Source organism: Amycolatopsis sp. NBC_01286 (genome assembly GCF_035982555.1).
Taxonomy (GTDB): Bacteria; Actinomycetota; Actinomycetes; order Mycobacteriales; family Pseudonocardiaceae; genus Amycolatopsis.
This window is the reverse complement of the sequence record NZ_CP108428.1, coordinates 4314992-4340824: the sequence shown is the minus strand read 5'-3', so window position 1 is coordinate 4340824 and position 25833 is coordinate 4314992. Positions and strand designations below refer to the sequence as shown.

The window sequence follows — 25833 nt, the reverse complement described above, 5'->3', positions numbered from 1 at the left end:
CGCGCCGCGCACCGATGCTTCGCCCGTGACCGCCCCCTACCCCCAGGACCTCCACCGATGATCACCCATTGAACGCCACCGGAGAGTGTGCCCCGATGACGGATTCCGATTCCGGCCCGCACGGTTACCCCGTGACGGACCGGTTCGACGTCTTCCTGTGTTCCCCGCGAGCCGACCCGGCGGTGGAACGGGTCGAAGAAGCGCTCGAAGCCGACGGGCTGCGCGTATTCCGGGCCCGATTCGACGATTTCGACGCGCCCATCGACGCCCTCGCCGGATCGCGCGTCCTGCTCGCCTGCTATTCACCCGCCCTGCCGGCGGAATACGCGTGCCAATGGCAGCTGACGGCCGCGCTGGCCGCTGCCTGGCACTACGGCGACCCGGCGGATCGCGTCCTGGTGCTCAACTCCGAATCCGACACGGCGCACCTCGAGCCGGCCGAACTCCGGGACGCGAGGTTCGCCGTGACCTCGGCGAACCTCGTCGCCCAGGTCCGCGCGAAGGTCGCCGCGACCGACGTCCCCCTGGGCCGGCCGGGCCCGCCGGCCGGCCGCTACCCGGCGCTCTGGGCCGTCCACAGCGCGCTCTTCCCGGGCGCCACCGCGGATCCGCGGCCGGTGGTCGTGCGCGGCCTGCCCGGCATCGGCAAGACGGCGCTCACCGAGCAGTACGCCTGCCTGTTCGCCGGCGCCTTCCCCGGCGGGGTGCTCCGGACCGGCCCGTTCGGGCACCTCGACCCGGACGACTTCCTCGCGCAGTTCCCCCTCGCCCTCGCGCGCGCCGCCGCGGACCGGCTCGGCACCGACGTCTCCGGGCTGGACCTCGACCGCCTGCGCGCGCTGCTCACCGACCGGATCGACGCCGCTCGCGAGCGGGTGCTGGTGCTCGTCGACGACGTCCCGGCCGGGCTGCCGCCCGCGGTCCTCGACCGGCTCGTGCTGCCGGGCGACCACGTCCGCACCCTGGTCACCAGCCGGTCGGGCCGCTGGGACGCGGCGACCGTGGACCTGGCCGGCCTCACCGGCGAGGAGAGCCTGCGGCTGTTCCGGACGCTTGCCGGCGACGCCGAGCGCGCGGCCGTGCTGCGGTTCGCCGAGCGCTGCGACGGCCATCCGGTCACCCTGCGCGCCGCGGCGCTCCGGCCGCCGGCCGGCGAGGTGCTCGACGCCTTGCCGGACACCGCGCCGGAAGCCGTCCGGGACCTGCTCGCCGGCCTCGGCGCCGCGGCCCGGGACCTGGTCCGGCTGGGTGCGGTGCTCGCGCCCGTGCCGGTCCCGGCGGAGTTCGCGGCCGAGGTGCTGGGTTCTCGTGCCGAAGCGGCGCTCGTCAGCCGCGGGCTCGCCACCGAAGCGGACGGCGACCTGCGGTTCCTGGGTCTCACCCTCGACGTCGCCCGCACCGGGCTCGACCCGGGTGACCTGCCCGGCCGCGCCGCCGACGTCCTGCTCGCCTGGCTGGCCGGCCACCGGGGCCGGCGTGACTTCCTGCTCCAGCACGCCCGCGCTCTCGCCGAAACCGCGCCGGCGCACCGGGTGCGGCTGCTGCGGCCGGTCGCGGCGGCGTTCGAAGCCCAGGGCGATCCGACGACGGCCGGCGAGATCCACGCCGTGATCCTGGCGAGCGGCGAGGCGACGGCGGCGGACCACACCCGCGCGGCCCGCGTCGAAATCGCGTGCGGCCTGTACCCGGAGGCCGTCGGGCACGCGCGTGAAGCGCTCGTGCTCGCGGACAGCGAAGCCGAGCAGTACGCGGCCGGCCTGACCGCGGCGCAGGCCCTGGACTGCCAGGGCGACTACGCCGAAGCCGACCGGACGTTCTGGCGGCGCATCGGGGACCGGCTGCCCGACGACGGCGGCGAGCGCTACCGGGCCGCCGTCGTCGCGGCGCAGGCCCACCGGCTGCGCGGCCGGCCGCGGGAGGCCGTCGCGCTCCTCGAACCGGTGCTCGCGGAGCTGCGGGACGCCCCGCCGGACGGCGACGAACCGGCGGCCGTCCGGCTCGAACACGCGCGCAGCCTGCAGCTGTCCGGGCAACCGCGACGGGCGCGGGAGGTTGCCGGCGAGGTCGTCGCGGCCTACCACGCGGCGGGCCGGGAGCGGCACGTCCGCTGCGGTGAAGCGGAGCTCGTCCGCGCCGACGCGATGCTGGCGCTCGACTTGGCCGACCTGCGGGCCGCCCCGGCCGACTGGGAGCGCTCGGCGGCCGAACTGCGCGAGCTCGAGGAGAGCTACGCGCGCCGCTACGGCTCGGAAAACCCGCTGACCCTGACGGCCGCGGCGCACGCCGACCGCGCGTTGCTGGCCCTGGGCCAGCCCAAACGCGCGCTGGCCGTGCTGTCCGCGACCGAGCGGGTCGTGCTGCGGGTGCTGGGCGGGGACCACCGGCTGCGGTACCGGATCCGGCACGGGATGGGCCTGGCGCACGCCCAGCTGCGCGAGTTCGGCCGCCAGGCCGAGCTGCTGGAAGGCATTGTGGAGCCGCAGATCCGGCTGCTCGGCCGGACCCACCCGGAGACCATCGAAAGCCGCCTCGACCTCGGGATCGCGCTGGCGCTGAGCGGTCACGGCCCGCGTGACCGGGCGACCGGGCTGGTCGACGGCGCCGCGCTGGACGTCGTCGACGCGCTCGGCGTCAGCACCGAGCTGGCGGCCAAGGCCCAGGCCGCCCGGCAGGTCGTGCGGCTGCCCCAGCCGTTCGTGTCGGCGTTGTTCACCGTCGAACGGCTGATCTGGCCCGGCCGGGCCGGGGTCAGTTGACGTCCGCGGGTTCCCAGCGGATGCCGTAGGCGAAACCGGGGGCGAGGTGCCGGAACCGGACGTGCACCTCGCCGGAGTCGTCGGCCTTGAGCAGCGTCCCGCGCCGGGACGTGTCGCGCGCGTCCTCCTGGAAAGCCTTTTCCAGGAGGACGATGTGCTCCGGCACCCGGTCGCCGAACTTGACGTGCAGGTCGAACAGATCGCACGGGTGCCGCGGCACGCACACGTAGTGCGGTTCCCGGATGCTCGCCCGGAACCGCAACGCGATTTCGTGCTGTTCCCCGCGCCGCAACGGTTCCGGCAACCGCAACGCCAGCCCGATCCGGTCGCTCGACTCCATCGCCCGGCTGGTCAGCACACCGCCGTGGAAGACGTCCACTTCCAGATCCGACTCGTGCACGGATTCGCCTGACTTCGCGGCCGCGCTCAGCGTCAGCGCCAGATCCAGCTCGGTGATTTCGTCGGCGTCCGCGACGACCCGCCGGAATTCGAACGCCTCGGCCGACGGGTCGCCCAACGTCAGCGCGACCCGCAGTTCTTCGGTGTGCCAACTGCGGCTCGGATACCGCGGTCCGGGATCCGGCTCGGTCACCTTGACCGCCATTGCCGCGATCTGTTCGATGCCTTCGTCGATACGACGGCGCACCGTCCGGTCGTCGCGCTGCAGCGTGATCGCCGCCCAGTGCACCCGTTCCTGGTAGAAGGGCTTGCGGGCGCTCTCGTGCAGCGCGAACGCGGCGAGCAGGACGATCTTCAGGTCCTCCGGCAGCGCCTCGACCAGCGGCAGCAAACGGCCGGACAGTTTACGCTGCACCTCGGCCTGGTCGTCATCTTCGAGAATGCCGCATATCTCGCGCAGCGCCGGCCCGACCCGTTCCCCCAGCGGTGTGGTGAAAATTCCCCTCCCCTTGCGGAGAATCTTCAGCTCGCCGACCACATCCGCCGCTTTGAGGACCACCGTTCCTCCCCTCGCCGTTCCGCGCACGGTCGTCAATACTCGTCAGCCCCGCGGCCGCTGTCCAGTCGATCATGGCACGACATACGGATCGTTATGCCGCAGTTTCCTTTCCTCTCCTTGTGGGAAACGGGAAACTCCTTGCCGGGCCGTTCCGGGCGGCCGCATTCTTGGCGGGCCGCGGCGATTCCGCGGCAAAAACCGAAGACCACGGGGTGAACCCCGCGCCGAGTGCTGCCCTGGTGCGCACTGTCGAAGGAGTCGAAATGACGGTTGCCGGTGCGTTTTCACCACTCCGGTGGCCGGGCCGCCTCCCTGGTCTTCGCCCGCCGAGAGGAGGTGCGCCAACCATGCAGACCCACGCGATCGGGCTGATCCTCGCCCTGCTGACCGTCGTCTTCGGCTGAGGACGGGGCCATGCGTGACGAACACGGGCTGTGCGCACAGCGGCCGGCCGGGCCCCGGAACCCGGCCGGCCACCCCCGGCGACGCTCCGGCGCCGTCATAACCCGGCCTCGACCCGGTCGTGGTCGGCGAAACCCGCGTCCGGCCGGTGTGACGGCGAGGCGCTAGCCGGCCACGATCCGGGTCAGCACCGACGGGACGGCGCTTTCCAGCTCCTCCGGGACGTCGGGTGCGCCGGCCAAGTGCCTTAGCAGGGCTTGCTGGAACAGGCCGTCGAACAGGGCGTACGCGACCGGGGCCGGGACCTCCACCGGGGTCTTCGCGAGGTCCGCGTAGCGCGTCACCACGTGCCAGATCATCTCTTCGCGGCGGCGGTCGATCTCGAGGACGTCCGCGCGGAACGACTCCTCGAACAGGCTCTGGTTGCGCAGGTCGTACCAGAGGCGGTGCATCTTCGCGTCCGCGCGCAGGGTGGCGGCCATCGCCGCCGCGAAGTCGCGCTTCAGCTCTTCGGCCGTCCGCGCGCGGGCCACGATCTCGTCGTAGCGGGTGACGCAGACTTCCTCGAACTGGCGGACGCAGTGGGTGAGCAGGTCCACCTTGTCGGCGAAGTAGTAGTGCAGCACGCCGTGCGAGAACTCCGAGTTCTGGGCGATCTCCCGCAGGCTCGTGCGCGCGTAACCGAGCTCGGCCAGCGTCCGCAGCGCCGACCCGGCCAGCTGCGCCCGCCGCTCGGTGAACTTGTCCACCCCGCTGCGGGAGATGCGCTCCCGGGTCCGCTCCTTCGCCTGCGTCACCTGCACCACCTGCCGGTTCGTCCTGCGTGCCGGACTCAGTCTATCGGGGCGCCCGGGACGCGGCCGGAGAACCGGCCCGCACACCACACCGGACGTACCCGGCTACGCGCGCTGCCGTAGGCCCAAGTGCCGTACGCCGGGGGACGCCCCCGGCGGCGCGGATCCCGAGGATGGGTGGCAGCGAAAGGAGGGACCCATGACACGCCGTCTCGGCGCCCGGGCCCGCAAGTGGTACCTGGTGGCCCACATCGTCTCGGGGGGCGCGTGGATCGGGATCGACGCGGTCCTCGGCATCCTCGTCGCCACCGCGCTGATCTCCGGTGACCCCGCCGTCGTCGCCACGAGCCTGCAGGCGCTGGAGCTGTTCGCCGTGTGGCCGATGCTGATCGCCGCGCTCCTCACGCTCGGCACCGGCGTCGTGCTCGGCCTCGGCACGAAGTACGGCCTCGTCCGCTACTGGTGGGTGGCCGTGAAGCTGGCCGTGAACGTCGTGATGGCGCTGCTGATCCTCTTCGCGCTGCGCCCGGGGCTCTACGACGCGGCCGAGTACGGCCGTCAGCTCGCCGCCGAGCAGACCCCGCAGGGTGACCCGGCCGGCCTGCTCTACCCCGTGATCGTCGCCCCCAGCCTGTTGCTGTTCGCCAGCGTCCTCTCGGTCTTCAAGCCGTGGGGCCGCGTCCGGAAGGAGACCCGTGAACCTGCCCGTCGAAACGATCGCCCTGACCAAACGCTACGGACCGGCCGCCGCGGTGGCGGAGCTGAACCTGTCGGTGCGCGCCGGTGAGGTCTACGGCTTCCTCGGCCCGAACGGCGCCGGCAAGACGACGACGCTGCGGATGCTGCTCGGCCTGATCCGGCCGACGTCCGGCCGCGTCCGGCTCTTCGGCGCCGAACCGGGCCCGGCCAGCCTCGCCCGCGTCGGCGCGCTCATCGAAGGCCCCGCCTTCTACCCGTACCTCTCGGGCCGGGCGAACCTGCGGGTCCTCGCCGACCACGCCGGTGTCCCGCGCAGCCGCGTCGACGCCGTGCTCGACGTCGTCACCCTGACCGAGAGGGCGAAGGACAAGTACGCGACGTACTCGCTCGGCATGAAGCAGCGGCTCGGCCTCGCCGCCGCGCTGCTGAAGAAGCCCGAACTGGTGGTGCTCGACGAACCCACCAACGGCCTCGACCCGGCCGGGATGGCCGACATGCGCGTCACGCTGCGCAAGCTCGCCGCGGACGGCTGCACCGTGCTGCTCTCGAGCCACCTGCTGGCCGAGATCGAGCTGATCTGCGACCGCGTCGGCGTGCTCGACCACGGCCGGCTCGTCGCCGAGACGACCGTGCCGGACCTGCGGGCGGGTGGCGCGCTGCGCGTCGTCGCCAGGCCGCTCGACCAGGCCCGCGCGCACCTCGGCCGGCTGCTCGGCGCGGACCGCGTCCACGCCGACGGCGCCGCGCTCGAGCTCGACGTCGACCCCGGCGAGGCCGGGCGGATCAACGCGGCGCTCGTCGGCGCCGGCCTCGACGTCAGCGAGCTGCGCTGGCGCGAACCCGACCTGGAACAGACGTTCCTCGCCCTGACCGGAGGTACCCCCGATGCCGCGTGACATCCGAGCCGAGCTCCTGAAGCAGGCGCGCCGGCCCGCGAGCTGGCTGCTGCTGGCCGTCGCCGTCGTGCTGACGCTGACCTTCGGCTACGCCGTCCCCTACGCGGGCCTGGGCGGGGCCCCGGCGGCCGGCGGGCCCGGCGCCGGACGCGGGCTGAGCGCGATGCTGCCGGACGCGTTCGTCGGCAGCGCGCTCGGCGGGCTGCCGATCTTCGTCGGCGCGCTCGCGCTGATCTTCGGCGTGCTCGTCGCGGGCAGCGAATACGGCTTCGGCACGTGGAAGACCGTGCTGGTGCAGAACCCTTCGCGCGTCACGGTCTTCGGCGCGAAGCTGGTCGTCGTCACGGCGGCGGCACTCGCCACGGTGCTCACGCTGTTCGCGGCGACCGCGGGCGCGAGTGCGCTCGTCGCCTCACTGCAGGGCCAGGCGCTGGTCTGGCCGAGCGCGTCCGACGTCCTGCTGGGCCTCGGCGCCGGCTGGCTGGTGACGGCCATGTGGGGCGCGCTCGGCGTGCTGCTGGCCATCGGCCTGCGCTCGGTCGCGCTGCCGATCGGGCTGGGCCTGGTGTGGCTGCTGGCCGTGCAGAACCTGCTCGCCTCGGTCGCCGCGCCGCTGCTGACGTGGGTCGCCGAGCTGCAGAAGGTGCTGCCCGGGCCGAACGCCGGCGCGCTCGCGGCGTCGTTCGGGGCGAGTGCTCCCGGGGTCGGGCAGATCGTCGGGTCCGGGCAGGCCACCGTGGTGATCGCGGGGTACCTGGTCGGGTTCGCCGTGCTCGGCGGGTGGCTGCTCCACCGGCGTGACATCGCCTGATGGTGCCGGTGCGGTGAGCCGGTTCCCGGTCGTGCCCGGTGTAGTGTTTCTCAGTTCGACTGACCGGGTTTGACCACGTGAGGTGCCATGACAGTGCGGCGGTACCCGGTGGCGATCACGCTCGTCGTCGTCACGGCGGCGCTGATCGCCGGCAACGGGTTCGCGTTCTGGGGCGACACCTTCGCGTTGTGGATCGACGACGCCATGCAGCTGAGCGCCGGGGTCGCCGCGGTCGTCTGCGGCTGCCTGGTCGCCCGCCGCTTCCGCGGGCACCAGCGCTGGTGGCGGCTGCTCGTCGCGCTCGGCATGGCCGGCTGGTCGCTCGGGCAGTGCGTCTGGTCCTGGTTCCAGCTGGTCGACGGCCGGGGCCTGCCGTCGCCGTCGCTGGCCGACGTCGGCTACCTGAGCTTCCCGGTCTTCGCGCTCGCGGCGTTGTTCACGCTGGCCCGGGCGCGGATCCGGCCGGACCGCGAACGCTGGCAGCCCGCGCAGTGGACCGCGCACTTCGGCATCGCGGTGGTGCTCGACGGCCTGGTCGTCACCGGCTCGCTGTTCATCCTGACCTGGACCGCGGCGCTCGGGCAGCTGGTCCGGGCCACCGCGCCGGACGCGGGCTCATGGGCCGTGGCCATCGCCTACCCGCTGTCGGACCTGGTCATCGTGGTCGTCGCGGTGCTGCTGGTGGTGTTCGACCGGGTGGACCGGCCCTACCGCGCGAACCTGCTGCTGCTGGCCGTCGGGATCGTCGCGCTCGCCTGCTCCGACAGCGTGTTCGCCTACCTCGTCAGCATCGGCGCGGAGAGCATGAAGCCGTGGGCCGACGCGGGGTTCGTGCTCGGCCCGATGTTCATCGCGTTCGCGCTGCTGGCGACGCCGAACGCGCGCCGGCGCGACGACGCGGGCCAGTCCGGCGGCGTCGACTGGTGGCAGCTGGCGCTGCCCTACATCCCGGTCACGGCCGTGGCGCTGCTGATCACCGCGCAGCTGGTGGCCGGGGCCGGGCCGGACGGCGTCGAGGTGTTCGTCGGTGTGCTCGTGGTGTTCCTGGTGCTCGCCCGGCAGCTGCTTTCCGTGCTGGACAACCGGTTGCTGCTGCGGCGGGTGTACGAGGGCCAGCAGCAGCTGACCCACCAGGCCTACCACGACCCGCTCACCGGGCTGGCCAACCGCGCGTTGTTCGGCGACCGGCTCGACCGGGCCGTCGCCGACGGCGCGGAAGCCACCGGCGACCACCGTCCGCTCGTGCTGATCTTCGTCGACCTCGACGACTTCAAGGAGGTCAACGACCGGTTCGGGCACGCCGGCGGTGACCTCCTGCTGCACGGCGTCGCGCAGCGGCTGCTGAGCTGCGTGCGCTCGACCGACACCGTCGCGCGCCTCGGCGGCGACGAGTTCGCGATCCTGCTCGAAGGCGAGGTCGAGGCGCCGCAAGCGGTCGCGGACCGGATCCGCGGCGCGCTGCGCCGGCCGTTCTCGGTGCACGGCACGCTGGTCGTGGTGCGGGCGAGCATGGGCCTGGTCGTGCCGGACCCGGCCGAGCCGCTGGTCACCTCCGACGTGCTGCTGGGCCGCGCGGACACGTCGATGTACGCGGGCAAGCGCCTCGGCAAGGACACCACCGTGGTCTACCGGCCGTCGCAGGACGGCCCGCCGGACTTCCCGTCGGCGCTGCGCCGCGCGGCCGGCGGCGTCCCGGAGGGCTTCGGGCTGGTGTTCCAGCCGATCGTGCGGCTCGCCGACGAGACGCCGGTGGCCGTCGAAGCGCTGGCCCGCTGGAGCGCCCCGGACGGCACGCCGGTCTCGCCCGAGACGTTCGTCCGCGCGGTCGAAGGCGCCGGCCTCGGGGCCGAGCTGGACGCGCTGGTGCTGGACCTGGCCTGCCGCGAGATCACCGCGGCCGGGCTGGACCTGACGGTGCACGTCAACGTCTGCGCCAGCCGGCTCGGCGCGGCCACGCTCGAGCAGAGCGTCAGCGCGAGCCTGGCCCGGTACGGCCTGCCCGCGGACCGCCTCGTCGTCGAGATCACCGAGACGGTGCCGGTGCCGGACCTCGCGGCCGGCGCCGACGCGATCCGGCGGCTGCAGGCCCTCGGCGTCCGGGTGGCGCTCGACGACTTCGGCGCCGGGTACAGCTCGCTGACCGTGCTGCACGCGCTGCCGGTCGACCTGATCAAGCTGGACCGCGCGCTGACGACAGGCATCCAGCCGGAGCGCGACGCCGCCCTGTGCCGCTCGCTGGTCGGGCTGTGCGCCGACCTCGACCTCGCGGTGGTCGCGGAAGGCATCGAGACGGCCGAGCAGGCCGAGCTGATCACCCGCGCGGGCTGCACGACGGCCCAGGGCTACCGCTTCGGCCGCCCGGCGCCGCTGTCGGCGTTGCGCCTCTCGGGCGCCGCGCCGCTCTCGGCGAGCTGACCCGGGTCTGCCGCGGCTTGTCGTGAGTGTTCAGGGCGGTTCTAACCGCCCTAAACACTCACGAGCCCCAGCGCTCAGTCCGCGTGCACGCCCGGCGGGAGGACGCCGAAGATCGTCGCCGTCGAGCCCGCGCCCCTGCGGTTGATCGGGCCGCCCGCCAGCACCCACGCGCCCGTCGTCGGCAGCGCCTTCAGGTTCGCCAGGATCTCCAGGCTGATCCGGTGACGCTGGTAGACCAGCTTGGACACGGTGTACGTCTCGTCGGTGCCGACGTCCGGGCTGAACGTGTCGGTGCCCGTGCCGCCCTGGCGGCCCAGCCGGCCGGTGTCGATCAGCCACTTCACCGCCGGGATCGAGAACCCGGGCTGGTGCAGCACGCCGTCGGCGCCGGTGTTCGGGTAGGCCGGGGTGCCCCACTTGGCGTCCCAGCCGGTCCAGAGCACGACGACGGCGTCGTCGGGGATCCGGCCGTGGCGCTTCTCCCAGGCCTTGAGGTCGTCGATCGTGACGCCGTAGTCCGCATCGGCCGCGGCCTTCGCTCTTATGTCGATCTTGACGGCGGGCCGGAATAGATCCGCCGGGTCCATCGCGTCGGCGAGGGGCTGACCGGTGTTGAAGTGGCCGGGCGCGCCCCAGTGCGTGCCCGTGTGCTCGCCTTCGCGGACGAACTGCAGGTAGTAGCCGTCGTCCGGGATGGTCGCGATGGTCTCCAGCGAGAACGCCGGATCGCCGGGGAACACGTTGGTCTTCGCGGGGTCGTTGACGTGCGACAGGTTGACCAGGTTCAGCTGGTCGAGCCGCACCGGCGGGGTCGTCGCCGTCGCGGCCTGCGCGGTCCGCCCGGACACGGCGGCGCCGAACACCCCGGCCAGCCCCGCGGCCAGCACCCTGCGTCTCATCGGCATGGGGAATCACCTTTCACCGGAACACCGCCCGTGCGGCGGCCTGCACGTGATATCACCCGGACCGGGTGCGGCCCAAGGAGCTGGACGAAGATGGGGTCCATGGACGACGACATCGAAGACAACGCCGACAACGGCGTGCTCGACCCCGAGGACACCCTGCTCGACCGCGACGAGCTGGCCGAGGGCTACTCGCCGCCGGAGCACACGCGCGCGACCGAGGACTGGGGCACGACCGCGCGGGAGACGGCGGAGGGCGAAAGCCTCGACGGCCGGCTCGCCCGCGAGGTCCCCGACCTGGCCGACGACGCCGACGACGACGGCCTGGGCGACAGCGAGGACACCGACGGCGAACTGGTCGACGACGAGGTCGGCGACGTCCGCGCGGGCCGGCTCGTCGCTTCGGACGAGGGCTTCGGCGCGGACACCGACGAGGAGCTGTACGCCTCCGACGCGGGCGTCGACGGCGGCGCGGCCTCGGCGGAGGAAGCGGCCGTCCACGTGATCGACCCGTCCCGCCGCTGGTGAGGTGGCGGGGCCGGGTCCGGCCCCGCCACCTCACCGGACCTCGACAGTCCGGTCCGCGGTCGTCGTGCTGGGGAACACGACCCGCCCCCTCGGCGGTTCGTGCCGGCCACGACGGCGTCACCGTGCCGCAGTCCCCTTGCACGACGCTGTCCGGCTCCTGTCGGGTCCGCCGCCGGACCTGCCCCCTCGACGGGTCCGGCGGCGAAGTTCCCGACCGGCCTAATCCTTTCCGCCGTCCGGCGCGTGGGGTAGGTGGCAGAGCGGACACCGGCCGGATCCGGCCGTCCACGTCCCCGCCGCTGCCGGAGGAGGGGCACGGATGCTCGAGGGCTTGCTGACGCCCGGCGCGGGCGCGCTGTACGACGCGATGGTGCGCACCGGGCCGTTGCCGCTGGACGATCCGCGGGCCGAGAGCCCGGAGATGCGGGAGCTGTTCGACCAGGGTTTCGTGCGCCGCGACTACCGCGACGACCCGGTGATCGCGCCGATGGAGCCGGTGCGCGCCGTCGACCACGCGATCCTGGGCGCGCAGCAGCGGCTCGTGGAGCAGCAGCGCCAGATCGTCGCGGCGCGCCAGCAGCTGGACATGCTGCAGGCGGTGTACCGCGCGGCGCACGGCAGCGGCGGCGACCCGGGCGTCGAGGTGCTGACGGACCCGCAGCGCATCGGCTCGCTGTCGCTGGAGCTGTGCTTGTCCGCGCGCGAGGAGTTCCTGACGTTCACCACGCGGCACTTCAAGCGGAAACCGGACGCGGGCACGGTGCTGCGGCTGCCGGACGCGGTGACCGAACGCGGGGTGCGGCTGCGCAACGTCTACGAGCGCGCGGCCCTGGAGTTCGACGGCGCCAAGGAGGTCGTGGCCGCCAGCGTCGCGGCCGGGTGGGCCATGCGGGTGGCGCCGGAGCTGCCGATGAAGATGGTCGTCGCCGACCACCATTCCGCGCTGGTCCCGCTGGACCCGAGCGGCATGGACGGCGCGCTGTTCGTCCGCAGCCCGACGATCGTCGCGGCCCTGCGCATGCTGTTCGAGCTGGTCTGGAGCCAGGCGGTCGCGGTGGACGGCGGTGGCGCGCAGCCCCGTCACGGCCTCACCCCGACCCAGGCGAAGGTGCTGGACCTGCTGGCCACCGGCATGACGGACGGCGCGATCGCGCGGCACCTCGACGTCAGCGAGCGCACGGTCCGGCGGCACGTCCAGGGGCTGCTGGAGGCATTGCAGGCGGACAACCGGGTGGCCGCGGTGTTCGCGGCCACCCGGCTGGGCTGGCTCGGTTGAGCCGGCGCTACTCGAGCTTCCGGCACTCCGGCGGGCCCTGGGTCCACATCCAGACGCAGCCGGTCCCGGGCGGCCGGCCCCCCGGCGTGCCGGTTCCCGGCGCCGCGGCGGCCGCCGGGACGGCGAGGGTGCCGATGGCCGCCGCGGCGAGCAGGCCGGCCAGCACTCGCTTGATCATGGTCTTCCTTCCGGAGCGGGGATCTCCCGGCCAAGTTAGGCCCGCCCGGCCGGCGGCGGCAGGGGCGGTTTCGGTCAGTGTCCGGTACCGGCCACCGGCCGGCTGGCCGGTACCGGACGTTGGCCGCACCCGACCGGTGCGCGGGCCGGCGCGGCTCTCCTACGGTCGGGGACATGGGTGACGAGGCGCCCCCGCGCTGGTGGGGTGAGGAGGGCGCCCGTCCCCGCCCGGACCCGGCCGGCTGGTGGCCGGAAGCCGACACACTGCACTGGGTCGCGGCGACGAACCCCGCCCCGGCCGACCCGGCCACCGTCGCGGGTCCGTGAATGCCACATCGAGGGACATGGTGTCCGTCGATGTGGCATTCACGGACTTCGGCGAGCGGACAGCGGCGTCAGGCGCGGTTGTACTCGCGGACCGCGTCCAGGTAGCCGGAAATCGCGTCGCGGTTGCGCAGCAGGCACTCCGCGCGACGCGCCATGCGGTCGCGTTCCGCTTCCAGCGTGGCCAGCATCTCCGGGGTCGCGTCCGGGAAGTAGATCGCCCGGGGTTTGTCCAGGCACGGCAGGATCTGCTTGATGATCCGCGTCGGCAGCCCGGCGTCCAGCAGTCCGCGGACCTGGATCACGCGGTCGACCGTCGTCTCGTCGTAGTCGCGGTAGCCGTTCGAGCCGCGGGAGGCGATGATGAGGCCCTGCTCCTCGTAGTACCGCAGCAGCCGCCGGGACGTGCCGGTGCGCTCGGACAGCTCGCCGATCCGCATGTGCGCCACCTCACGTCCGCCGGGCTGGACCTTCACATCCATGTGAGGGTTCGAGCATATCCCCATGAGGACCCCCGCTCTGCTCGCCCTGACCACCGCCGCCTTCGTCACGGTGCTCACCGAGGCCCTGCCCGCGGGCGTGCTGCCCGGCATGAGCGCCGGCCTGCGCGTCGGCGAGTCCGCGGCCGGGCAGGCCGTGACGATCTACGCGCTCGGCACCGCCCTCACCGCGATCCCGCTGGCCGCGGCGACGTCGACCTGGCCCCGCAAACGTTTGCTGCTCACCGGCGTGGCCGGGTTCGCCGTCGCCAACACCGTGACGGCGCTGTCCGCGGACTACGCGCTGACGATGGTGGCCCGGTTCGTCGCCGGGATCGCGGCGGGCGTCGTCTGGGCGCTGCTGGCCGGGTACGCCCGACGGCTGGCGCCCGCCGGCCGGGAGGGCAAGGCCATCGCGGTCGTGATGGCCGGCATCCCGCTCGCGCTGTCGCTCGGCATCCCGGCCGGGACGTTCCTGGGCGGCCTGTTCGGCTGGCGCTCGGCGTTCGGCGTGATGTCGGCGATCGCCGTCGTGCTGCTGGCCTGGATCGCCGTCGGCGTGCCGGACCACCCGGGGCAGGCCCGCGGCGGCCGGCTGCCCGTGCTGCGCACGCTCACCGTGCCGGGCGTCGCGCCCGTCCTGGTCGTGACGCTCGTGTTCGTGCTGGCCCACACCGTGCTCTACACCTACGTCGCCGCGTTCCTCGGCCACGCCGGGCTCGGCGGCTCGGTGGACGTCGTCCTGCTGGTCTTCGGCGTCGCGTCGCTGGCGGGCATCGGGATCGTCGGCGCCCGGATCGACCGCGCGCTGCGCCGGCTCACGATCCTCAGCACGATCCTGGTCGCCGTCGCCGCCGCGCTCATGATCGCGGACAGTCCCGCGCTGATCTACGTCGCCGTGGCGCTGTGGGGCCTCGGCTGGGGCGGCGTCCCGACGCTGCTGCAGACCGCCGCCGGCAACGCCGGTGGCGAGGCCGCGGACAACGCGCAGGCCATGCTCGTCACGTTGTGGAACGCCGCGATGGCCGCGGGCGGGGTGGCCGGCGGCGTCCTGCTCGACGCCGCCGGTCCCACCGCGTTCCCGTGGACGCTGCTCGTGCTCCTGGTGCCGGTGCTCGCCGTGGTGCTCGGCGCCCGGCGGCACGGCTTCCCGCAGCCGTCTTGAGTGCAGCCGTCTTGAGCGGTATTGAGTTGGACGAAGGACCCGGGCGGGCTCGCGCCCGGGCCCTCCAGCTTTCAGCAGCGGCCGGACGAGATGGCCCGCAGCAGTTCCGCGTTGGTCGTGTCACCCGACAGCTCCCAGGCGAACACCCCGCCGAGGCCCTGCGACTTCGCGTACCCCGCCTTGGCCGCCGCGGTCTCGGGGGTGTCGTAGCTCCACCACTGCGAACCGCACTTGGCGTACGCCGTGCCCGCGACCTTCCCGTTCGCCGGGCAGGTCGTCTTGAGGACCTTGTAGTCCTCGACGCCGGCTTCGTAGGTGCCCGGGGCGGGGCCGGTGGCCGTGCCGCCCGGCTGCTTCTGCGTCACGCCGTCCCAGCCGCGGCCGTAGAACCCGAGGCCCAGCAACATCTTCGACGACGGGACGCCCTGGTGGCGCAGCTTCTGGATGGCCGCGTCGGCGTAGAACCCGGCGGTCGGGATGCCCGGGTAGGACCGCAGCGGCGAGTGCGGCGCGGTGGGTCCGGCCGGGCTGCCGCCGGCGACGAAGTAGTCGTAGGTCATCACGTTGTACCAGTCGAGGTAGCGGCTCGCCCCGGCGTAGTCGTTCGCGTCGATCTTGCCGTTGCGCGAGCCGTCCGCGGTGATCGCGGCCGTGACGAGCTGGTGCCCGAACTTCGCGCGCAACGCCTTGACCAGGCCCGTGAACGCCTTCGGCCCGCTGGTGTCGCAGTTCAGGCCGCAGGCGTTGGGGTACTCCCAATCGATGTCGATGCCGTCGAAGACGCCGGCCCAGCGCGGGTCGTTGACGAGGTTGTAGCAGGACTCGGCGAACGCGGCCGGGTTCTTCGCCGCCTCGGTGAAGCCGCTCGACCAGGTCCAGCCGCCGAACGACCAGATCACCTTGAGCTTCGGGTGCAGCTTCTTCAGCTCCAGGAGCTGGTTGAAGCTGCCGTGGAGCGTGCCACTGTCCGCCTGGCCGTTGACACTGCCGGCGGCGTCGTAGGGCATGTCGTGGTCGGCCCAGGGGTCGCCGACCGCGCAGCCGCCGCCGGTCACGTTGCCGAACGCGTAGTTGATGTGGGTCAGCTTCGCGGCCGACCCGGACGTCTCGATGTCCTTGACGTGGTAGTTGCGGGCGTAGACGTCCCAGTCGGCGAAGTAGGCCATCACCTTGCCGTCGGACTGACCGCCGTGGGCCGGCCCGGCTTCCGCGGGCGGCGCGACGACGGCGGCGGCGGCGAGCGCCAGCGCGATCACGGCGATGCGTTTTCTCATGCGGAGCACGGCTTTCCCTTCGGGGGTCACCGCCCTTTCGGGACCGGCTGGGCGGACCGGCTGAGGCTAACAGGTCCAGACCACTGCGGACAGAGCGAAAAGCGGGCGGCGAACAGATTTCCCGGTCGTGTCGCAGCCGGGTGCGGATTCACCGTGTGCGAAGATCCCCGCATGACGGAGTTCGGCTGCGCCCGCTGTTGCGGCAAAGACGCATTGACCGCGATGGCGTTCTGCACGACCCGGCTCCGGGAAACCCACCGTTTGGTGGAGCAGTCGCACTTCGGCGTTTCCCTGCGCGAATGTCCGGAATGCGGCCAGGCGTTCGCCTCGATCTTCACCGAGTTCGTCGACTGGACCGGCGGCGCGGACGCCCAGTTCTTCGACATCGTGCCGTTGACCGGCACCGAGGTGAACTCGTTGGCAGCGCAGGGTTCCGGCGTCGACCTGGTCACCCTCGGTGCGCTCGGCAGCGTGCGGCGGCGGCTCTCGTCGGCGTGGCCGACCGGTGGCGCGAAGACGATTTCGTGGAAATCGGAGCCGCTTTCGGTGCGTGAAGGCTACTGAAGTCCCTGGCCAAGTCCGGCCAGCCGCAGGATCGCCGCCGCCGAACGGTCGACGTCGGCCTCCGTCGTGGACCAGTTCGACACCGAAATCCGCACGTACCGGCGGCCGCGCCAGGTGGTTCCGCCGAGCCAGCACGTGCCGTCGCGCTGGATCGCCGTGACGAGCGCGTCGGTGCGGGCGTCGTCGCCGAATGACACCAGGACCTGGTTGAGGACGACGTCGTTGGCGATCTCCGCGCCGCCGTCGGCGAGCGCCGCGGCGAAGCGGCGGGCCAGCCGGCAGCAGCGGTCGACGAGCTCGGCCACGCCGTCACGGCCCAGTTCGCGCAGGGCCGCCCAGACGGCGAACCCGCGGGCGCGCCGCGACGACTCCGGCGTGAGGTCGCCCATGCCGGCCACCTCGCCCGCGCCGACGAGGTAGGCCGCGCGGTTGGCGAAGGCCGCGGCGTGGGCGTCCGGCCGGGCGCAGAACACGAACCCCGAGTCGTAGGGCACGTTGAGCCACTTGTGCCCGTCGCAGGCCCAGGAGTCGGCCAGCTCGACGCCGTCGAGCAGCGACGCCGTGGCCGGGTTGGCCGCGGCCCACAGGCCGAACGCGCCGTCGACGTGCACCCAGGCGTCACCGGCGGCTTCGCGGGCGGCGCGCAGGTCGTCGCACGCGCCGGTGTTCACGTTGCCCGCCTGCAGGCAGACGATCGCCGGACCGGTCCCGGCGGCCAGCATCCGCACCAGGTCGGCGACGTCGATCGCGCCCTGGGGACCGGCCGCCACCTCCTCGACGGCGCTCGTGCCGAAGCCCAGCAGCCGCAACGCGCGGTCGATCGTCGCGTGCCGTTCGGCGCTCGCGACCACGCGGACGCGCGGGGCGCCGAAGAGCCCGTCGCGTTCGACGTCCCAGCCCGCTTCGGCGAGCACGTGGTGGCGCGCGGCGGTGAGCCCGACGGTGTTCGCCGCCTGCCCGCCGGTGACGAACCCGGCCGTCGCGCCGGCCGGGATGCCGAGCAGCTCCTTGAGCCAGCCGCCGGCGACGTCTTCCGCGGCCGCGGCGGCCGGTGAGAGCACGGCGTTGAAGGCGTTCTGGTCCCAGCCCGCGGCGAGGACGTCGGCGGCGGTCGCGGCGGGCAGTCCCCCGCCGATGACGAACCCGAAGAACCGCGGCCCGGCGGTCGCCATCAGCCCGGGCGCGGCGGCCCGCGCGAGGTGTTCGAGCACGTCGGACGGCGGGCTCGGGTCCGTCGGCAGCGGCCCGCCGAAGCCCGCGCGCAACGCGGCGGCGTCGGCGGCCGGCGCCACCGGTCGTTCGGCCAGGGAGTCCCGGTGGTCCGCGGCCAGCGCGGCGGCCCGGGCCAGGAGGTCACGCAGTTCGTCCACGGCCCCGACTCTAGGCGGCCTTCGGGTGCGCGGCCCGCACGTTTTCCCGGGCCAGCTCGGCGGTCGTCGTGATGCGCCGCTGCCGCGTCTCCGGGCGCTTCGCCTTCGCGATCCACTCCAGGATCAGCCGCTTCGACGACGGCGGGAACGCGGCGAAGTGCGCGGCCGCGACGGCGTCGAACGCCCGCGCCAGATCCGGCGGGACGACGCCGTCCTGCGCCTCGGCCAGCGCGTCCCAGGTCCCGGTGCGGCGGGCGAGGTCGACCACCGCCTGCCCGGACGGCGTCATCAGGCCGGCCGCCGTCAGCCGGGCCACGCGGTCGCGGTTCACGCGGCTCCACGTGCTCTTCGGGTTCCGCGGTGTGAAGCAGAGGTACGTGCTCTCCGCGTCCCGCCGCAGCGCTTTGCTGTCGATCCAGCCGAAGCACAGCGCCTGCTCCATCGCCTCGTGCACCAGCACCCCCGGCGACGCGCTGTGCTTGCGCCGGATCACCAGCCACACCGCTGCCGCCGTGCCGCGCGACGCGAGCCACTCCCGCCACTGCGCGACCGACGTGACCTTCAGCACCGCGATGCCGTCCAAAGTCTCCATGCCCACATCATCGGGGGTGAAGTGTTCACCTTCTGAGCACTTTCCGGCGGGAACAACCGCGGCCCTCCCGGCGTAGCGTCTTGATATGGAGATTGCGCTGAGCACCGACCGGCTCGTGATCCGGGACTGGACGGTGGACGACGCCGAAGCCGCGTTCGAGATCTACGGCGCGGAAGACGTCACGCACTGGCTGACCCCGGCCATGGACCGCGTCAGCGACGTCGGCGCGATGCGCGCCGTGCTGAACGCGTGGCAGGAGGCGCAGCCCAACCTCTGGCCGCCGCGCGGGCGCTGGGCCGTGGAGCGCAAGGAGGACGGCGCCGTGATCGGCGGCCTCGGCATCCGGCTGCTCCCGCCGTTCGAAGAGGACCTGGAGCTGAGCTGGCAGCTGAGCCCCGGCGTCTGGGGCCAGGGTTACGCGTCGGAGGCGTCGCAAGCGCTCATCCAGTGGGCGTTCACCCAGGACACCGACGAACTGTTCGCGGTCGCCCGGCCGAACAACACGCGCGCGATCGCCGTCGCCAAGCGGCTCGGCATGCAGTGGGTCGGCGAGACCGACAAGTACTACAACCTGCGGCTGCAGGTGTACCGGATCCGGCACACCGACCTCATCGACTGACCGGCTCCAGCAGGAAGACGCGGATCTCGCGGTGCCCGGCCCGCACGGCGTAGCGGTCGTACGCGGGCCAGTACTCCGCGACCGCGTCCCACATCTCCTGGCGCTCTTCCCCGATGAGCAACCGCGCGGTGACCTCGGCCGTCCGGCCGGCGATCGCGGCGGTCGCCTTCGGGTTGGCCAGCAGGTTCGCCGACCACGCCGGGTGCGCCTCGCCGCCCCAGTTCGAGCCGATGACGACGTACCCGCCGCCGCGCTCGACGTACAACAGCGGCACCTGACGCGGTTCGCCGCTGCGGCGCCCGAGCGTGGTGAGCAGCAGCGTCCGCAGCCCGACGGCGGTGCCGACGCCGACCCGGCCACCGCTGATCCGCAGCAGCACCCGGTCGGCCGGCATCAACGCCCGCCCGACCACCGCGAACGCCTTGCTCTTCCCGAACCCCGCGAACACACCCCGCAACCCAGCCACCCCACGAACCCTAGCGGCCGGGCCCTCTGCCGCGGCCGGTCGTGAGTGTTTAGGGCGGTTCTAACCGCCCTAAACACTCACGACCCCCGGGCGGCACTCACCAGGTGGACGGTGCGGGTGGCGGGACCACCGGCGGGCGGTCGTCGCAGGTGATCGTGTTCGGGAGGAGCCAGGGGGCCAGCCAGCTCGAGTTGCCGCCGAGGTCGGTCAGCGAGAACTCCGAGCCCGTCGGCGGGAAGTTGAACGACCCGCAGTTGTTGACGCCGACCGCGCCGACGTTGCGGGCGTCGACGTCGCGGAACGACGCCGACCCGGCCGCGCGGGCGCTCAGCACCGACGTCCCGGCGCCGTCGACGCGCAGGTCCGCGAACTTCAGGCCGTTGATCGAGTACAGGTCCTTCACCGGGAAGTCGCTGACCAGCATGATCGCGTTGTAGGTGTTGTCGAGGAAGGCGTCGCCGGTCACCTGGACGTCGGCGTCGATGTTCTTTTCCAGGGCGTAGAACCAGATCGCGCCGAGCCCGATCTTCCAGTTGAGTTCGAAGGTCCCGGCCCGGACGGTCGTGTTGTCCGTGATCCGCACGTACCCGGTGAACGGCTCGGCGCCGAAGCGCGAGCCGACCTGGATCGCGCTGCCCTCGCGGATCGGGTCGGCGACCAGGTTGCCCGCCACGGTGGTGTCGGTGCCGCCGTAGAGCGCGATCCCGTTGGCCAGCACCGGCGTCTGGACGGTGTTGTGGCTGAACGTGTTGCGCGCGTTCTCGGTCTTCTCCGACCACATCGCGAGGCCGTCGTCACCGGTGTTGCGGACGAAGTTGTTCGACACCAACGAGTCCGTGACGCCGGTGTGGAAGTTCAAGCCGTCGGCGATCTGGTCGGCGATGACGTTGTTCGTGATCCGCGTGTTCTTCATCGGGCCGTCGAACCACAGGCCGACCTTGGTGTGGTGCAGGTACAGGCCGTCCACAGTGGAGTCGCTGAGCGCACCGCCGATGGCGTTGACCTGGTCGGTGTCGACGCGTTCCCGGACGTCGCCGACGATCGCGAAGCCGGAGAGGTGGACGTTGTGGCTGCCGCCGGCGGACGCGTCACGACCGTAGAAGCCGACGCCGGTGTGCACCGAGCCGTCCGGCGCGGGGGTGTCAAGCTTGACCTCGTGCCCCTTGACGATCGTGTACCAGTTGCCGGCGCCTTCGATCGTGACGTCGTCGACGATGATGTGCCGGTTGACCTGGTAGGTGCCGGGCGGCAGGTAGACCTTGAGGTGCGCCCGGCGGGCGAAGGCGATCGCGCGGTCGAGGGCGTCGGCGGAGTCGCGCTTGCCGGTCGGGTCGGCGCCGAAGAACAGCACGTTCGCGGCCACGAGGTCGACGCGCGGCGGCGCGACGAGCTCGGAGTCGAGCAGGTCGACGACCGTCCACGCGGCGGGCGTCCCGGCCGGGACGGTGAGCCGGACCTTGTCCCCGGCCCGGTAGGTCTTGCCGAGCAGCAGGCGCTGTTCGTCGTAGAAGTGGTTGGGACGGAAGGGTTTCGCGACGACCGGCGGCGGGGTGGTCGCGGCGGGGACGCACGAGCACTCGGTGATCCACCAGTCCGGGTGCAGCAGGTCCGCGTCCGGGTCGTTCGTGAACGGGTACTGGTTGTACAGCCACGCGTACTGCGAGGTCAGCGTCATCGCCTGCCGGTGGCCGCCGTCGACGGTGACGTCCAGCGGCGCGGTGATCCCGCCGCCGTGCGGCGCGTCCGGGATGCTGTAGCGGACGGTGATCGCGTTGGCCGCGGCGGGCAGCGTGAACTCGACGTGCTGCCCCGCCGTCAGTTTCACGGCGCGACGGCCGGACGCCTCGGCGGGCAGCGTGTAGGCCGAGCGGTCCGGGCCGATCACGGTGCCGTCGGTGCGGGCGTTCTCCGCCTCCTGCTCGGCGAAGCCGACGGTGGCGCCGCGCCCGGCGACCAGCGCGGGGTCGAGCGCGGCGCGCGTCACCACAGGCCGGGCGATGGCGGCCGACGCGGGGACGGCGACGGAGACAAGAGCGGTGACGACCGCGACGAACGCGGCTCCGAGGGTGCTTCGCGACATCGCGGGACTCGTTTCTCTCGGGCGTGCGGCGGAAGAGTAGGTCGCACTTCGGCCAGGCCACAAGACGTTGCCCCAATTTTGCCCGAACTTACTCCGAACTTGCGTTGTGCGGTCGCAGACTTGCGCAATCGGACGTTCACTCCCGCGCGGGCGTGGGTTTCTGGCACGGTCGGGGCATGACTCGTCCCGAATCCGCCGCCGAGGTCTTCGACGCGCTCGGCAAGGACTACGAAGCCGCCTTCCGCACCGCGATCGCCCAGCGGGACGCGATCACGGCGTTGATCGAATCGCTGCCCCCGCGGGCGAAGGTGCTCGACCTGGGCTCGGGCACCGGGCGCCCGGTCGCCGAACTGCTGGCCGCGGCGGGCCACGACGTCACCGGGTACGACATCGCGCCGAAGATGGTCGAGATCGCGCGGGCGCAGGTGCCCGCCGCCCGGTTCGAGCTCGGCGACCTGCGCGAACTGACCTTCGAGGACGGCACCTGGGACGCGGTCACGACGTTCTTCTCGCTGCTGCAGCTCACGCGCGCGGAGCAGGAGACCGTGATCGGCCGGCTGGCGGCCTGGGTGAAACCGGGCGGTCTGGTCCTGCTGGCCACCGTGCCGGCGGATGTCGACGGGCTCGACATCGTCTTCATGGGGCACCCCGTGCGCGCGAGCAGTTTCACCGCCGAAGCGCTGGCCGGGCTGCTGCGCGCGGCCGGGCTGGAGATCATCCGCGAGGAGCGAGCGGAGTTCGTCCCGGACCACCCCGGTGCCGCGCCCGAGCCGCACGTCTACCTGACCGCGCGCCGGGTTTCGTGAGTCAGTCGTGGCGTCAACCCCTCACCGGGAAGATCACCCAGCGGATATGAATTTTACTCAACTTCGTGCGTATCCCGGGCGCCGGAACCCGAGCTAAAGTGAGGGATGGGCATCGAAGCTCTGGCCAGGCCGGTACCTCGCGAACACCGTGAGCTGGTGCGCGAAATGCTGGGCCGGCTGCCGGAGTTCGCCGATCGCCTCGCCCGGCTGCTCAGCGACGAGGACGAGTTCTACCGCCAGGTCGACCACGTCGCGCCGGCCGAGCTGCGCAAGGTCTGCCACGCCAACCTCGAACGCGCGCTCACGGCGCTGGCCGACGGCCACGGCCTCGCCCTCGACGCGGCCCGCAAGACCGGGCTCGTCCAAGCGCGGCAGGGCATTCCGCTCCCGGCGGTGCTGCGCGCGTTCCGGATCGGCGGCACGTTCGTCTACGAGGCCCTGCTGGAGCTGGCCGGGCCCGAGTTCCTCAGCTCCACCCGCACGATCGAGATCAACTCCTACGTCTGGAAGGCGATCGACCTCTACTCGGACGCGCTGACCACGGCGTACGACGAGGTCGCGGCCGAGCCGTCGCACGCGAACGTCCAGCGGCTGGACGACCTGCTGCGCGGCCGGCTGGCCGGTCAGTCCGAAATGGAGTCCGCGGCCCGCGAGCTGGGGCTGCCGACCGCGGGCATGTTCGTCGCCGTCGTCACCGAACGCGTCGAACCGGACGGACAGGACACCGTCGAGGCCTTGATGCGGGCGCGGCGCTGGCGGTCGGCCTGGCGGCCCGGCGGCGAAGCGGGCCTGGTCGCGATCGACCGGATCGAAGACGTCCGGCGGCTGCGGGAGGTGCTGGGTTCGCTGCCGGTCGCGGCCGGGCTGAGCCGGCCGTTCACCGGGTTCCCGGACGTCCCGGACGCGCTGCACCGGGCCCGGATCGCGCGTCGCTCACTGCCGTCGGCGACCGCGGGCGTGGTGGTGTTCGGCGACTCGCCGGTGACCACGCTGGTCGCGGCCGCGCCGGGGATGGCCCGCGACGTCGTGCGGTCCGCGTTGTCGGGGGTGCTCACGCTGCCGGGTGCCGAGCGCAAGGTCCTGCTCGACACGCTGCTCGCGTGGTTCGGCGGCCACGGGTCGGCGAAGGAGGCGGCGGACCGGTTGTTCGTGCACCCCAACACCGTCCGCTACCGCCTGCGGCGCGTGCAGGAGCTGACCAAGCGCGACCTGACCGATCCGGTGGACATCGGCGAGCTGTACGTCGCCCTCGAATCGGTACGACTGGATCCCGTCGATTGACTTTCGATAGATATCCAGCGATAGTCGTCACATGTTCGCAGAGAAGTGGGCCGTACCCGCGCTCCGGGTCTTCCTCGTCGTGCTGTTCGCCGTCCTGGTCGTCTTCCAGACGCTCTCGCTGCCCGGCGGGATCGCGTACACGACGTCGCAGAACCCGAACGACGCGAGCCTCCGGTGGCCGCTGACCGCGATCGCGGTGTTCCTCGTGCTGTGCGTCGAGGTGGTGGTGGTCGCGACGTGGAAGCTGCTGACCCTGGTCAAGAAGGACCGGATCTTCACCAGCGGCGCCCTGAAGTGGGTCGACGCGATCGTCTGGGCCGTGGTCGCCGCGTGGGTGGTCTTCGCCGGCATGCTGATCTTCGTCGGCTTCAACGCGGACGACCCGGGGATGCCGATGGTGTTGTTCCTGGCCACCGTCGGGATCACCGTGATCGGCCTGCTGATGGTGGTCATGCGCGCCCTGCTGCGCCAGGCCACTACGCTGCGTACCGACATGGAAGCGGTCATCTGATGGCGATCGTCGTGCGCATCGACGTCGAACTCGCCAAGCGCAAGCTGAGCGTCGGCGAGTTCGCGGAGAAGGTCGGGCTGACGCCGGCCAACGTCGCCGTCCTGAAGAACGGCCGCGCGAAAGCCGTGCGCTTCAGCACGCTGGAAGCCATGTGCCGGGTCCTCGAGTGCCAGCCCGGCGACCTGCTGGAGTGGGTCGACGACTAGGTGTATTGCCCTGTGAGGTTGGGGGCGTGGCTGACTAGCCAGTGAGGTGTGTCCTCGGTGGTGGTTGTAGGTGTGCAGCCAGCCCGGCAGGGCCGCCCGGCGTTCGGTCTCGGTGCGGCAGGGCCGGCCGTAGGCCCATTCCTCGAGCAGGGTCCGGTCGAACCGCTCGACCTTGCCGTTGATCTGCGGCCGGCAAGGCCGGGTGCGCTTGTGAACGATGTGCGCGTCGCGCAGCGTGTCGCGCCAGGGAAGTGAGCGGTAGCAGGATCCGTTGTCGGTCAGCCGGGAGTGGTCATTCACGGCTGTGGACTTTGTGGCCGCGCCGTCGGGGATGTTGCCGAGCGCAGCCTGCCGGTCGGGGTCAGAGGTGCGTCAGCGTGGGTCACGAGGGTCTCCGTTGCTCGGTGTAGACGTCGCAATCCCTCACACCAAGATCATCCGATCACGTGTCGCACCGATCGCAACCTCCCCGGACAGAACGACTAAGCGAGGTCGACGGGCCGCACCCGCAGCTTTTCGGCTATCCGGGCCAGGGCCTGCTGGTCGGCCGCGGTGAGCGGGTCGAGCACGAGCTGCCGCACGGCCCGCACGTGCGCCGGCGCCGCGGCGACGACCACGGCGTAACCCGCGTCAGTGAGCGCGGCCAGCGTGTAGCGGCCGTCGCCGGGATCGGGTGAGCGTTCGACCCAGCCCCGCTGCTCGAACCGCTTGACCACGTTGGACAGTCGCGAGAGCGAACCGTTGGCCAGGTAGGCGAGTTCGCTCATCCGCAGCCGGCGGTCCGGCGCCTCCGACATCTGGCTGAGCGCCAGGTACTCGAAGAGCGTCACGCCGGCTTCCTGCTGCAACGGCGCTTCCAGCTTGCCCGGCAGCAGCAGGACGAGCGAGGCCAGCCCGGTCCAGGCGTCCTTTTCGGACGGCGTCAGCCAGCGCGGCTCGTCGTCATCGGGTGCCATGGGGGAACTCTACCCAGCTCGGCATGACTTCACTCTTGAAGTCTGATACGTTGACTTCAAGCGTGAAGTCAATCGAAGGGAACGTCATGCCCGAGTTCTTCGTCACCCCCGGCTACGGCCCCAAGCACCTGGCCGCCCTGCACTACACGCAGGCGGTCCGGATCGGCGACCGCGTCGAGATCTCGGGCCAGGGCGGCTGGGACGACGACACCGTCTTCCCCGAGTCCCTGGAGGAGGAGATCGTCCAGGCCTTCGAGAACGTCGAGCGCACGCTCGCCACCGCGGGCGCGAGCTGGACCGACGTGGTCGCGGTGGACTCGTTCCACATCCCCACGGCACCCGACACCATCGGCGACGACCACACGCGCGTCATGGTGGAGCAGTTCCGCAAGCGTATGGGCGACCGAGCGCCCATCTGGACCCAGCTCGGCGTCGCGGCTTTGGGCGCACCGGGGATGCGGGTGGAGATCCGGGCCACGGCCGTCGTGAGCTGAGCCCCCGGATTTTGTCGGGGGTGTCTGTGACG

Annotated in this window: 27 protein-coding genes and 1 pseudogene; 16 read left to right on the top strand and 12 right to left on the bottom strand. The window is 72.3% G+C overall.

Features of this window, described 5'->3' with window-relative positions; translation table 11 throughout:
• The first annotated feature begins 95 nt into the window (after positions 1 to 95).
• Complete coding sequence (locus OG570_RS21015) at positions 96 to 2756, top strand: hypothetical protein (RefSeq protein ID WP_326958576.1); 2661 nt, start codon at positions 96 to 98, stop codon at positions 2754 to 2756.
• On the opposite strand, the gene OG570_RS21010 is transcribed toward OG570_RS21015, so the two are convergent.
• Positions 2749 to 3714, bottom strand: coding sequence for a hypothetical protein (locus tag OG570_RS21010; RefSeq protein WP_326958574.1), 966 nt, complete (start codon positions 3712 to 3714; stop codon positions 2749 to 2751). The two genes, OG570_RS21015 and OG570_RS21010, sit on opposite strands and share 8 nt — an antisense overlap.
• A 566-nt stretch (positions 3715 to 4280) precedes the next feature.
• Positions 4281 to 4913 (bottom strand): TetR/AcrR family transcriptional regulator, encoded by a 633-nt coding sequence (locus OG570_RS21005; protein WP_326943910.1) that lies wholly within the window; start codon positions 4911 to 4913, stop codon positions 4281 to 4283.
• A 196-nt stretch (positions 4914 to 5109) separates the two neighbouring features.
• Here OG570_RS21005 and OG570_RS21000 point away from each other — a divergent pair, with 196 nt between their 5' ends.
• The 4 genes from OG570_RS21000 (at position 5110) to OG570_RS20985 (ending at position 9731) form a co-directional block, all read left to right on the top strand.
• On the top strand, positions 5110 to 5697 hold the full coding sequence (locus OG570_RS21000) for a hypothetical protein (protein WP_326958572.1): 588 nt from the start codon (positions 5110 to 5112) through the stop codon (positions 5695 to 5697).
• On the top strand, positions 5606 to 6505 hold the full coding sequence (locus OG570_RS20995) for an ABC transporter ATP-binding protein (RefSeq protein WP_326958570.1): 900 nt from the start codon (positions 5606 to 5608) through the stop codon (positions 6503 to 6505). The genes OG570_RS21000 and OG570_RS20995 overlap by 92 nt, the downstream gene beginning before the upstream one ends.
• Positions 6495 to 7316, top strand: coding sequence for an ABC transporter permease (locus OG570_RS20990; RefSeq protein WP_326958567.1), 822 nt, complete (start codon positions 6495 to 6497; stop codon positions 7314 to 7316). The genes OG570_RS20995 and OG570_RS20990 overlap by 11 nt, the downstream gene beginning before the upstream one ends.
• 87 nt (positions 7317 to 7403) lie before the next feature.
• Positions 7404 to 9731: a putative bifunctional diguanylate cyclase/phosphodiesterase gene (locus tag OG570_RS20985; RefSeq protein WP_326958565.1), complete on the top strand. Its 2328-nt coding sequence runs from the start codon at positions 7404 to 7406 to the stop codon at positions 9729 to 9731.
• Positions 9732 to 9805: 74 nt separating this feature from the next.
• On the opposite strand, the gene OG570_RS20980 is transcribed toward OG570_RS20985, so the two are convergent.
• Entirely contained in the window at positions 9806 to 10636 is an 831-nt protein-coding gene (locus tag OG570_RS20980) for a cyclase family protein (protein ID WP_326943915.1), read from the bottom strand.
• Between the two features lie 99 nt (positions 10637 to 10735).
• Here OG570_RS20980 and OG570_RS20975 point away from each other — a divergent pair, with 99 nt between their 5' ends.
• Positions 10736 to 11161 (top strand): DUF5709 domain-containing protein, encoded by a 426-nt coding sequence (locus OG570_RS20975; protein WP_247056613.1) that lies wholly within the window; start codon positions 10736 to 10738, stop codon positions 11159 to 11161.
• A gap of 319 nt (positions 11162 to 11480) precedes the next feature.
• Positions 11481 to 12437, top strand: a complete 957-nt coding sequence (locus tag OG570_RS20970; RefSeq protein WP_247056616.1) for a helix-turn-helix transcriptional regulator — start codon at positions 11481 to 11483, stop codon at positions 12435 to 12437.
• A 7-nt stretch (positions 12438 to 12444) separates the two neighbouring features.
• Here OG570_RS20970 and OG570_RS20965 read toward each other — a convergent pair whose 3' ends face one another.
• Entirely contained in the window at positions 12445 to 12615 is a 171-nt protein-coding gene (locus OG570_RS20965) for a hypothetical protein (protein WP_326958563.1), read from the bottom strand.
• A 173-nt stretch (positions 12616 to 12788) separates the two neighbouring features.
• Here OG570_RS20965 and OG570_RS20960 point away from each other — a divergent pair, with 173 nt between their 5' ends.
• Positions 12789 to 12941 (top strand): hypothetical protein, encoded by a 153-nt coding sequence (locus tag OG570_RS20960; RefSeq protein ID WP_326958561.1) that lies wholly within the window; start codon positions 12789 to 12791, stop codon positions 12939 to 12941.
• A 68-nt stretch (positions 12942 to 13009) separates the two neighbouring features.
• Here the strand turns inward: OG570_RS20960 and OG570_RS20955 are convergent, their stop codons facing one another.
• Complete coding sequence (locus OG570_RS20955) at positions 13010 to 13378, bottom strand: MerR family transcriptional regulator (protein ID WP_326951633.1); 369 nt, start codon at positions 13376 to 13378, stop codon at positions 13010 to 13012.
• A gap of 64 nt (positions 13379 to 13442) precedes the next feature.
• Between OG570_RS20955 and OG570_RS20950 the strand changes: the two genes are divergently transcribed.
• Positions 13443 to 14582 (top strand): MFS transporter, encoded by a 1140-nt coding sequence (locus tag OG570_RS20950; RefSeq protein WP_326943918.1) that lies wholly within the window; start codon positions 13443 to 13445, stop codon positions 14580 to 14582.
• 71 nt (positions 14583 to 14653) lie between these two features.
• On the opposite strand, the gene OG570_RS20945 is transcribed toward OG570_RS20950, so the two are convergent.
• Positions 14654 to 15856 carry a glycoside hydrolase family 18 protein gene (locus OG570_RS20945; RefSeq protein ID WP_442788288.1) on the bottom strand — a complete coding sequence of 401 codons (1203 nt, stop codon included), beginning with the start codon at positions 15854 to 15856 and terminating at the stop codon, positions 14654 to 14656.
• 171 nt (positions 15857 to 16027) lie between these two features.
• On the opposite strand from OG570_RS20945, the gene OG570_RS20940 reads away from it, so the two are divergent.
• Entirely contained in the window at positions 16028 to 16420 is a 393-nt protein-coding gene (locus OG570_RS20940; RefSeq protein ID WP_247056625.1) for a hypothetical protein, read from the top strand.
• Here the strand turns inward: OG570_RS20940 and OG570_RS20935 are convergent.
• Together OG570_RS20935 and OG570_RS20930 are read right to left on the bottom strand one after the other, a co-directional pair.
• Positions 16414 to 17781, bottom strand: a complete 1368-nt coding sequence (locus tag OG570_RS20935) for a pyridoxal phosphate-dependent decarboxylase family protein (RefSeq protein WP_326960107.1) — start codon at positions 17779 to 17781, stop codon at positions 16414 to 16416. The genes OG570_RS20940 and OG570_RS20935 overlap by 7 nt on opposite strands.
• Positions 17782 to 17800: 19 nt before the next feature.
• Entirely contained in the window at positions 17801 to 18382 is a 582-nt protein-coding gene (locus OG570_RS20930) for a YdeI/OmpD-associated family protein (RefSeq protein ID WP_326958559.1), read from the bottom strand.
• 85 nt (positions 18383 to 18467) lie between these two features.
• On the opposite strand from OG570_RS20930, the gene OG570_RS20925 reads away from it, so the two are divergent.
• A complete protein-coding gene (locus OG570_RS20925; RefSeq protein ID WP_326958557.1) occupies positions 18468 to 19001 on the top strand; it encodes a GNAT family N-acetyltransferase in 534 nt (177 codons plus the stop codon).
• Here OG570_RS20925 and OG570_RS20920 read toward each other — a convergent pair.
• Both OG570_RS20920 and OG570_RS20915 read right to left on the bottom strand, forming a co-directional pair.
• A complete protein-coding gene (locus tag OG570_RS20920) occupies positions 18991 to 19458 on the bottom strand; it encodes a nitroreductase family deazaflavin-dependent oxidoreductase (protein WP_326960105.1) in 468 nt (155 codons plus the stop codon). The genes OG570_RS20925 and OG570_RS20920 overlap by 11 nt on opposite strands.
• 106 nt (positions 19459 to 19564) lie before the next feature.
• On the bottom strand, positions 19565 to 21547 hold the full coding sequence (locus OG570_RS20915) for a glycosyl hydrolase family 28-related protein (RefSeq protein WP_326958555.1): 1983 nt from the start codon (positions 21545 to 21547) through the stop codon (positions 19565 to 19567).
• A gap of 176 nt (positions 21548 to 21723) precedes the next feature.
• Between OG570_RS20915 and OG570_RS20910 the strand changes: the two genes are divergently transcribed.
• The 4 genes from OG570_RS20910 (at position 21724) to OG570_RS20895 (ending at position 24351) form a co-directional block, all read left to right on the top strand.
• Positions 21724 to 22353, top strand: coding sequence for a class I SAM-dependent methyltransferase (locus OG570_RS20910; protein WP_326958552.1), 630 nt, complete (start codon positions 21724 to 21726; stop codon positions 22351 to 22353).
• A 105-nt stretch (positions 22354 to 22458) separates the two neighbouring features.
• On the top strand, positions 22459 to 23634 hold the full coding sequence (locus tag OG570_RS20905; RefSeq protein WP_326958550.1) for a PucR family transcriptional regulator: 1176 nt from the start codon (positions 22459 to 22461) through the stop codon (positions 23632 to 23634).
• A gap of 31 nt (positions 23635 to 23665) precedes the next feature.
• Positions 23666 to 24145: a DUF2975 domain-containing protein gene (locus tag OG570_RS20900; RefSeq protein ID WP_326958548.1), complete on the top strand. Its 480-nt coding sequence runs from the start codon at positions 23666 to 23668 to the stop codon at positions 24143 to 24145.
• Positions 24145 to 24351 (top strand): helix-turn-helix domain-containing protein, encoded by a 207-nt coding sequence (locus tag OG570_RS20895; protein ID WP_247056639.1) that lies wholly within the window; start codon positions 24145 to 24147, stop codon positions 24349 to 24351. Before OG570_RS20900 ends, OG570_RS20895 begins: the two co-directional genes overlap by 1 nt.
• Here OG570_RS20895 and OG570_RS20890 read toward each other — a convergent pair.
• A pseudogene (locus OG570_RS20890) lies at positions 24348 to 24633 on the bottom strand (integrase core domain-containing protein); the annotation flags it as partial. The gene OG570_RS20895 and the pseudogene OG570_RS20890 sit on opposite strands and share 4 nt — an antisense overlap.
• A 200-nt stretch (positions 24634 to 24833) precedes the next feature.
• The gene (locus OG570_RS20885; protein ID WP_326958546.1) at positions 24834 to 25307 is read right to left on the bottom strand and encodes a MarR family winged helix-turn-helix transcriptional regulator; all 474 of its coding nucleotides are present in this window, start codon (positions 25305 to 25307) and stop codon (positions 24834 to 24836) included.
• A gap of 62 nt (positions 25308 to 25369) precedes the next feature.
• Here OG570_RS20885 and OG570_RS20880 point away from each other — a divergent pair, with 62 nt between their 5' ends.
• The gene (locus OG570_RS20880) at positions 25370 to 25801 is read left to right on the top strand and encodes a RidA family protein (RefSeq protein WP_326958544.1); all 432 of its coding nucleotides are present in this window, start codon (positions 25370 to 25372) and stop codon (positions 25799 to 25801) included.
• The last annotated feature ends 32 nt before the right edge of the window (positions 25802 to 25833 follow it).

What these genes read in the sequence shown, in the direction of transcription:
- OG570_RS21015 (WP_326958576.1), top strand. Translation starts at nt 96, where the DNA reads ATGACGGATTCCGATTCCGGCCCGCACGGTTACCCCGTGACGGACCGG.
- OG570_RS21000 (WP_326958572.1), top strand. Translation starts at nt 5,110, where the DNA reads ATGACACGCCGTCTCGGCGCCCGGGCCCGCAAGTGGTACCTGGTGGCC.
- OG570_RS20990 (WP_326958567.1), top strand. Translation starts at nt 6,495, where the DNA reads ATGCCGCGTGACATCCGAGCCGAGCTCCTGAAGCAGGCGCGCCGGCCC.
- OG570_RS20985 (WP_326958565.1), top strand. Translation starts at nt 7,404, where the DNA reads ATGACAGTGCGGCGGTACCCGGTGGCGATCACGCTCGTCGTCGTCACG.
- OG570_RS20980 (WP_326943915.1), bottom strand. Translation starts at nt 10,636, where the DNA reads ATGCCGATGAGACGCAGGGTGCTGGCCGCGGGGCTGGCCGGGGTGTTC.
- OG570_RS20975 (WP_247056613.1), top strand. Translation starts at nt 10,736, where the DNA reads ATGGACGACGACATCGAAGACAACGCCGACAACGGCGTGCTCGACCCC.
- OG570_RS20970 (WP_247056616.1), top strand. Translation starts at nt 11,481, where the DNA reads ATGCTCGAGGGCTTGCTGACGCCCGGCGCGGGCGCGCTGTACGACGCG.
- OG570_RS20965 (WP_326958563.1), bottom strand. Translation starts at nt 12,615, where the DNA reads ATGATCAAGCGAGTGCTGGCCGGCCTGCTCGCCGCGGCGGCCATCGGC.
- OG570_RS20960 (WP_326958561.1), top strand. Translation starts at nt 12,789, where the DNA reads ATGGGTGACGAGGCGCCCCCGCGCTGGTGGGGTGAGGAGGGCGCCCGT.
- OG570_RS20955 (WP_326951633.1), bottom strand. Translation starts at nt 13,378, where the DNA reads ATGCGGATCGGCGAGCTGTCCGAGCGCACCGGCACGTCCCGGCGGCTG.
- OG570_RS20950 (WP_326943918.1), top strand. Translation starts at nt 13,443, where the DNA reads ATGAGGACCCCCGCTCTGCTCGCCCTGACCACCGCCGCCTTCGTCACG.
- OG570_RS20945 (WP_442788288.1), bottom strand. Translation starts at nt 15,856, where the DNA reads ATGAGAAAACGCATCGCCGTGATCGCGCTGGCGCTCGCCGCCGCCGCC.
- OG570_RS20940 (WP_247056625.1), top strand. Translation starts at nt 16,028, where the DNA reads ATGACGGAGTTCGGCTGCGCCCGCTGTTGCGGCAAAGACGCATTGACC.
- OG570_RS20930 (WP_326958559.1), bottom strand. Translation starts at nt 18,382, where the DNA reads ATGGAGACTTTGGACGGCATCGCGGTGCTGAAGGTCACGTCGGTCGCG.
- OG570_RS20925 (WP_326958557.1), top strand. Translation starts at nt 18,468, where the DNA reads ATGGAGATTGCGCTGAGCACCGACCGGCTCGTGATCCGGGACTGGACG.
- OG570_RS20915 (WP_326958555.1), bottom strand. Translation starts at nt 21,547, where the DNA reads ATGTCGCGAAGCACCCTCGGAGCCGCGTTCGTCGCGGTCGTCACCGCT.
- OG570_RS20910 (WP_326958552.1), top strand. Translation starts at nt 21,724, where the DNA reads ATGACTCGTCCCGAATCCGCCGCCGAGGTCTTCGACGCGCTCGGCAAG.
- OG570_RS20905 (WP_326958550.1), top strand. Translation starts at nt 22,459, where the DNA reads ATGGGCATCGAAGCTCTGGCCAGGCCGGTACCTCGCGAACACCGTGAG.
- OG570_RS20900 (WP_326958548.1), top strand. Translation starts at nt 23,666, where the DNA reads ATGTTCGCAGAGAAGTGGGCCGTACCCGCGCTCCGGGTCTTCCTCGTC.
- OG570_RS20895 (WP_247056639.1), top strand. Translation starts at nt 24,145, where the DNA reads ATGGCGATCGTCGTGCGCATCGACGTCGAACTCGCCAAGCGCAAGCTG.
- OG570_RS20885 (WP_326958546.1), bottom strand. Translation starts at nt 25,307, where the DNA reads ATGGCACCCGATGACGACGAGCCGCGCTGGCTGACGCCGTCCGAAAAG.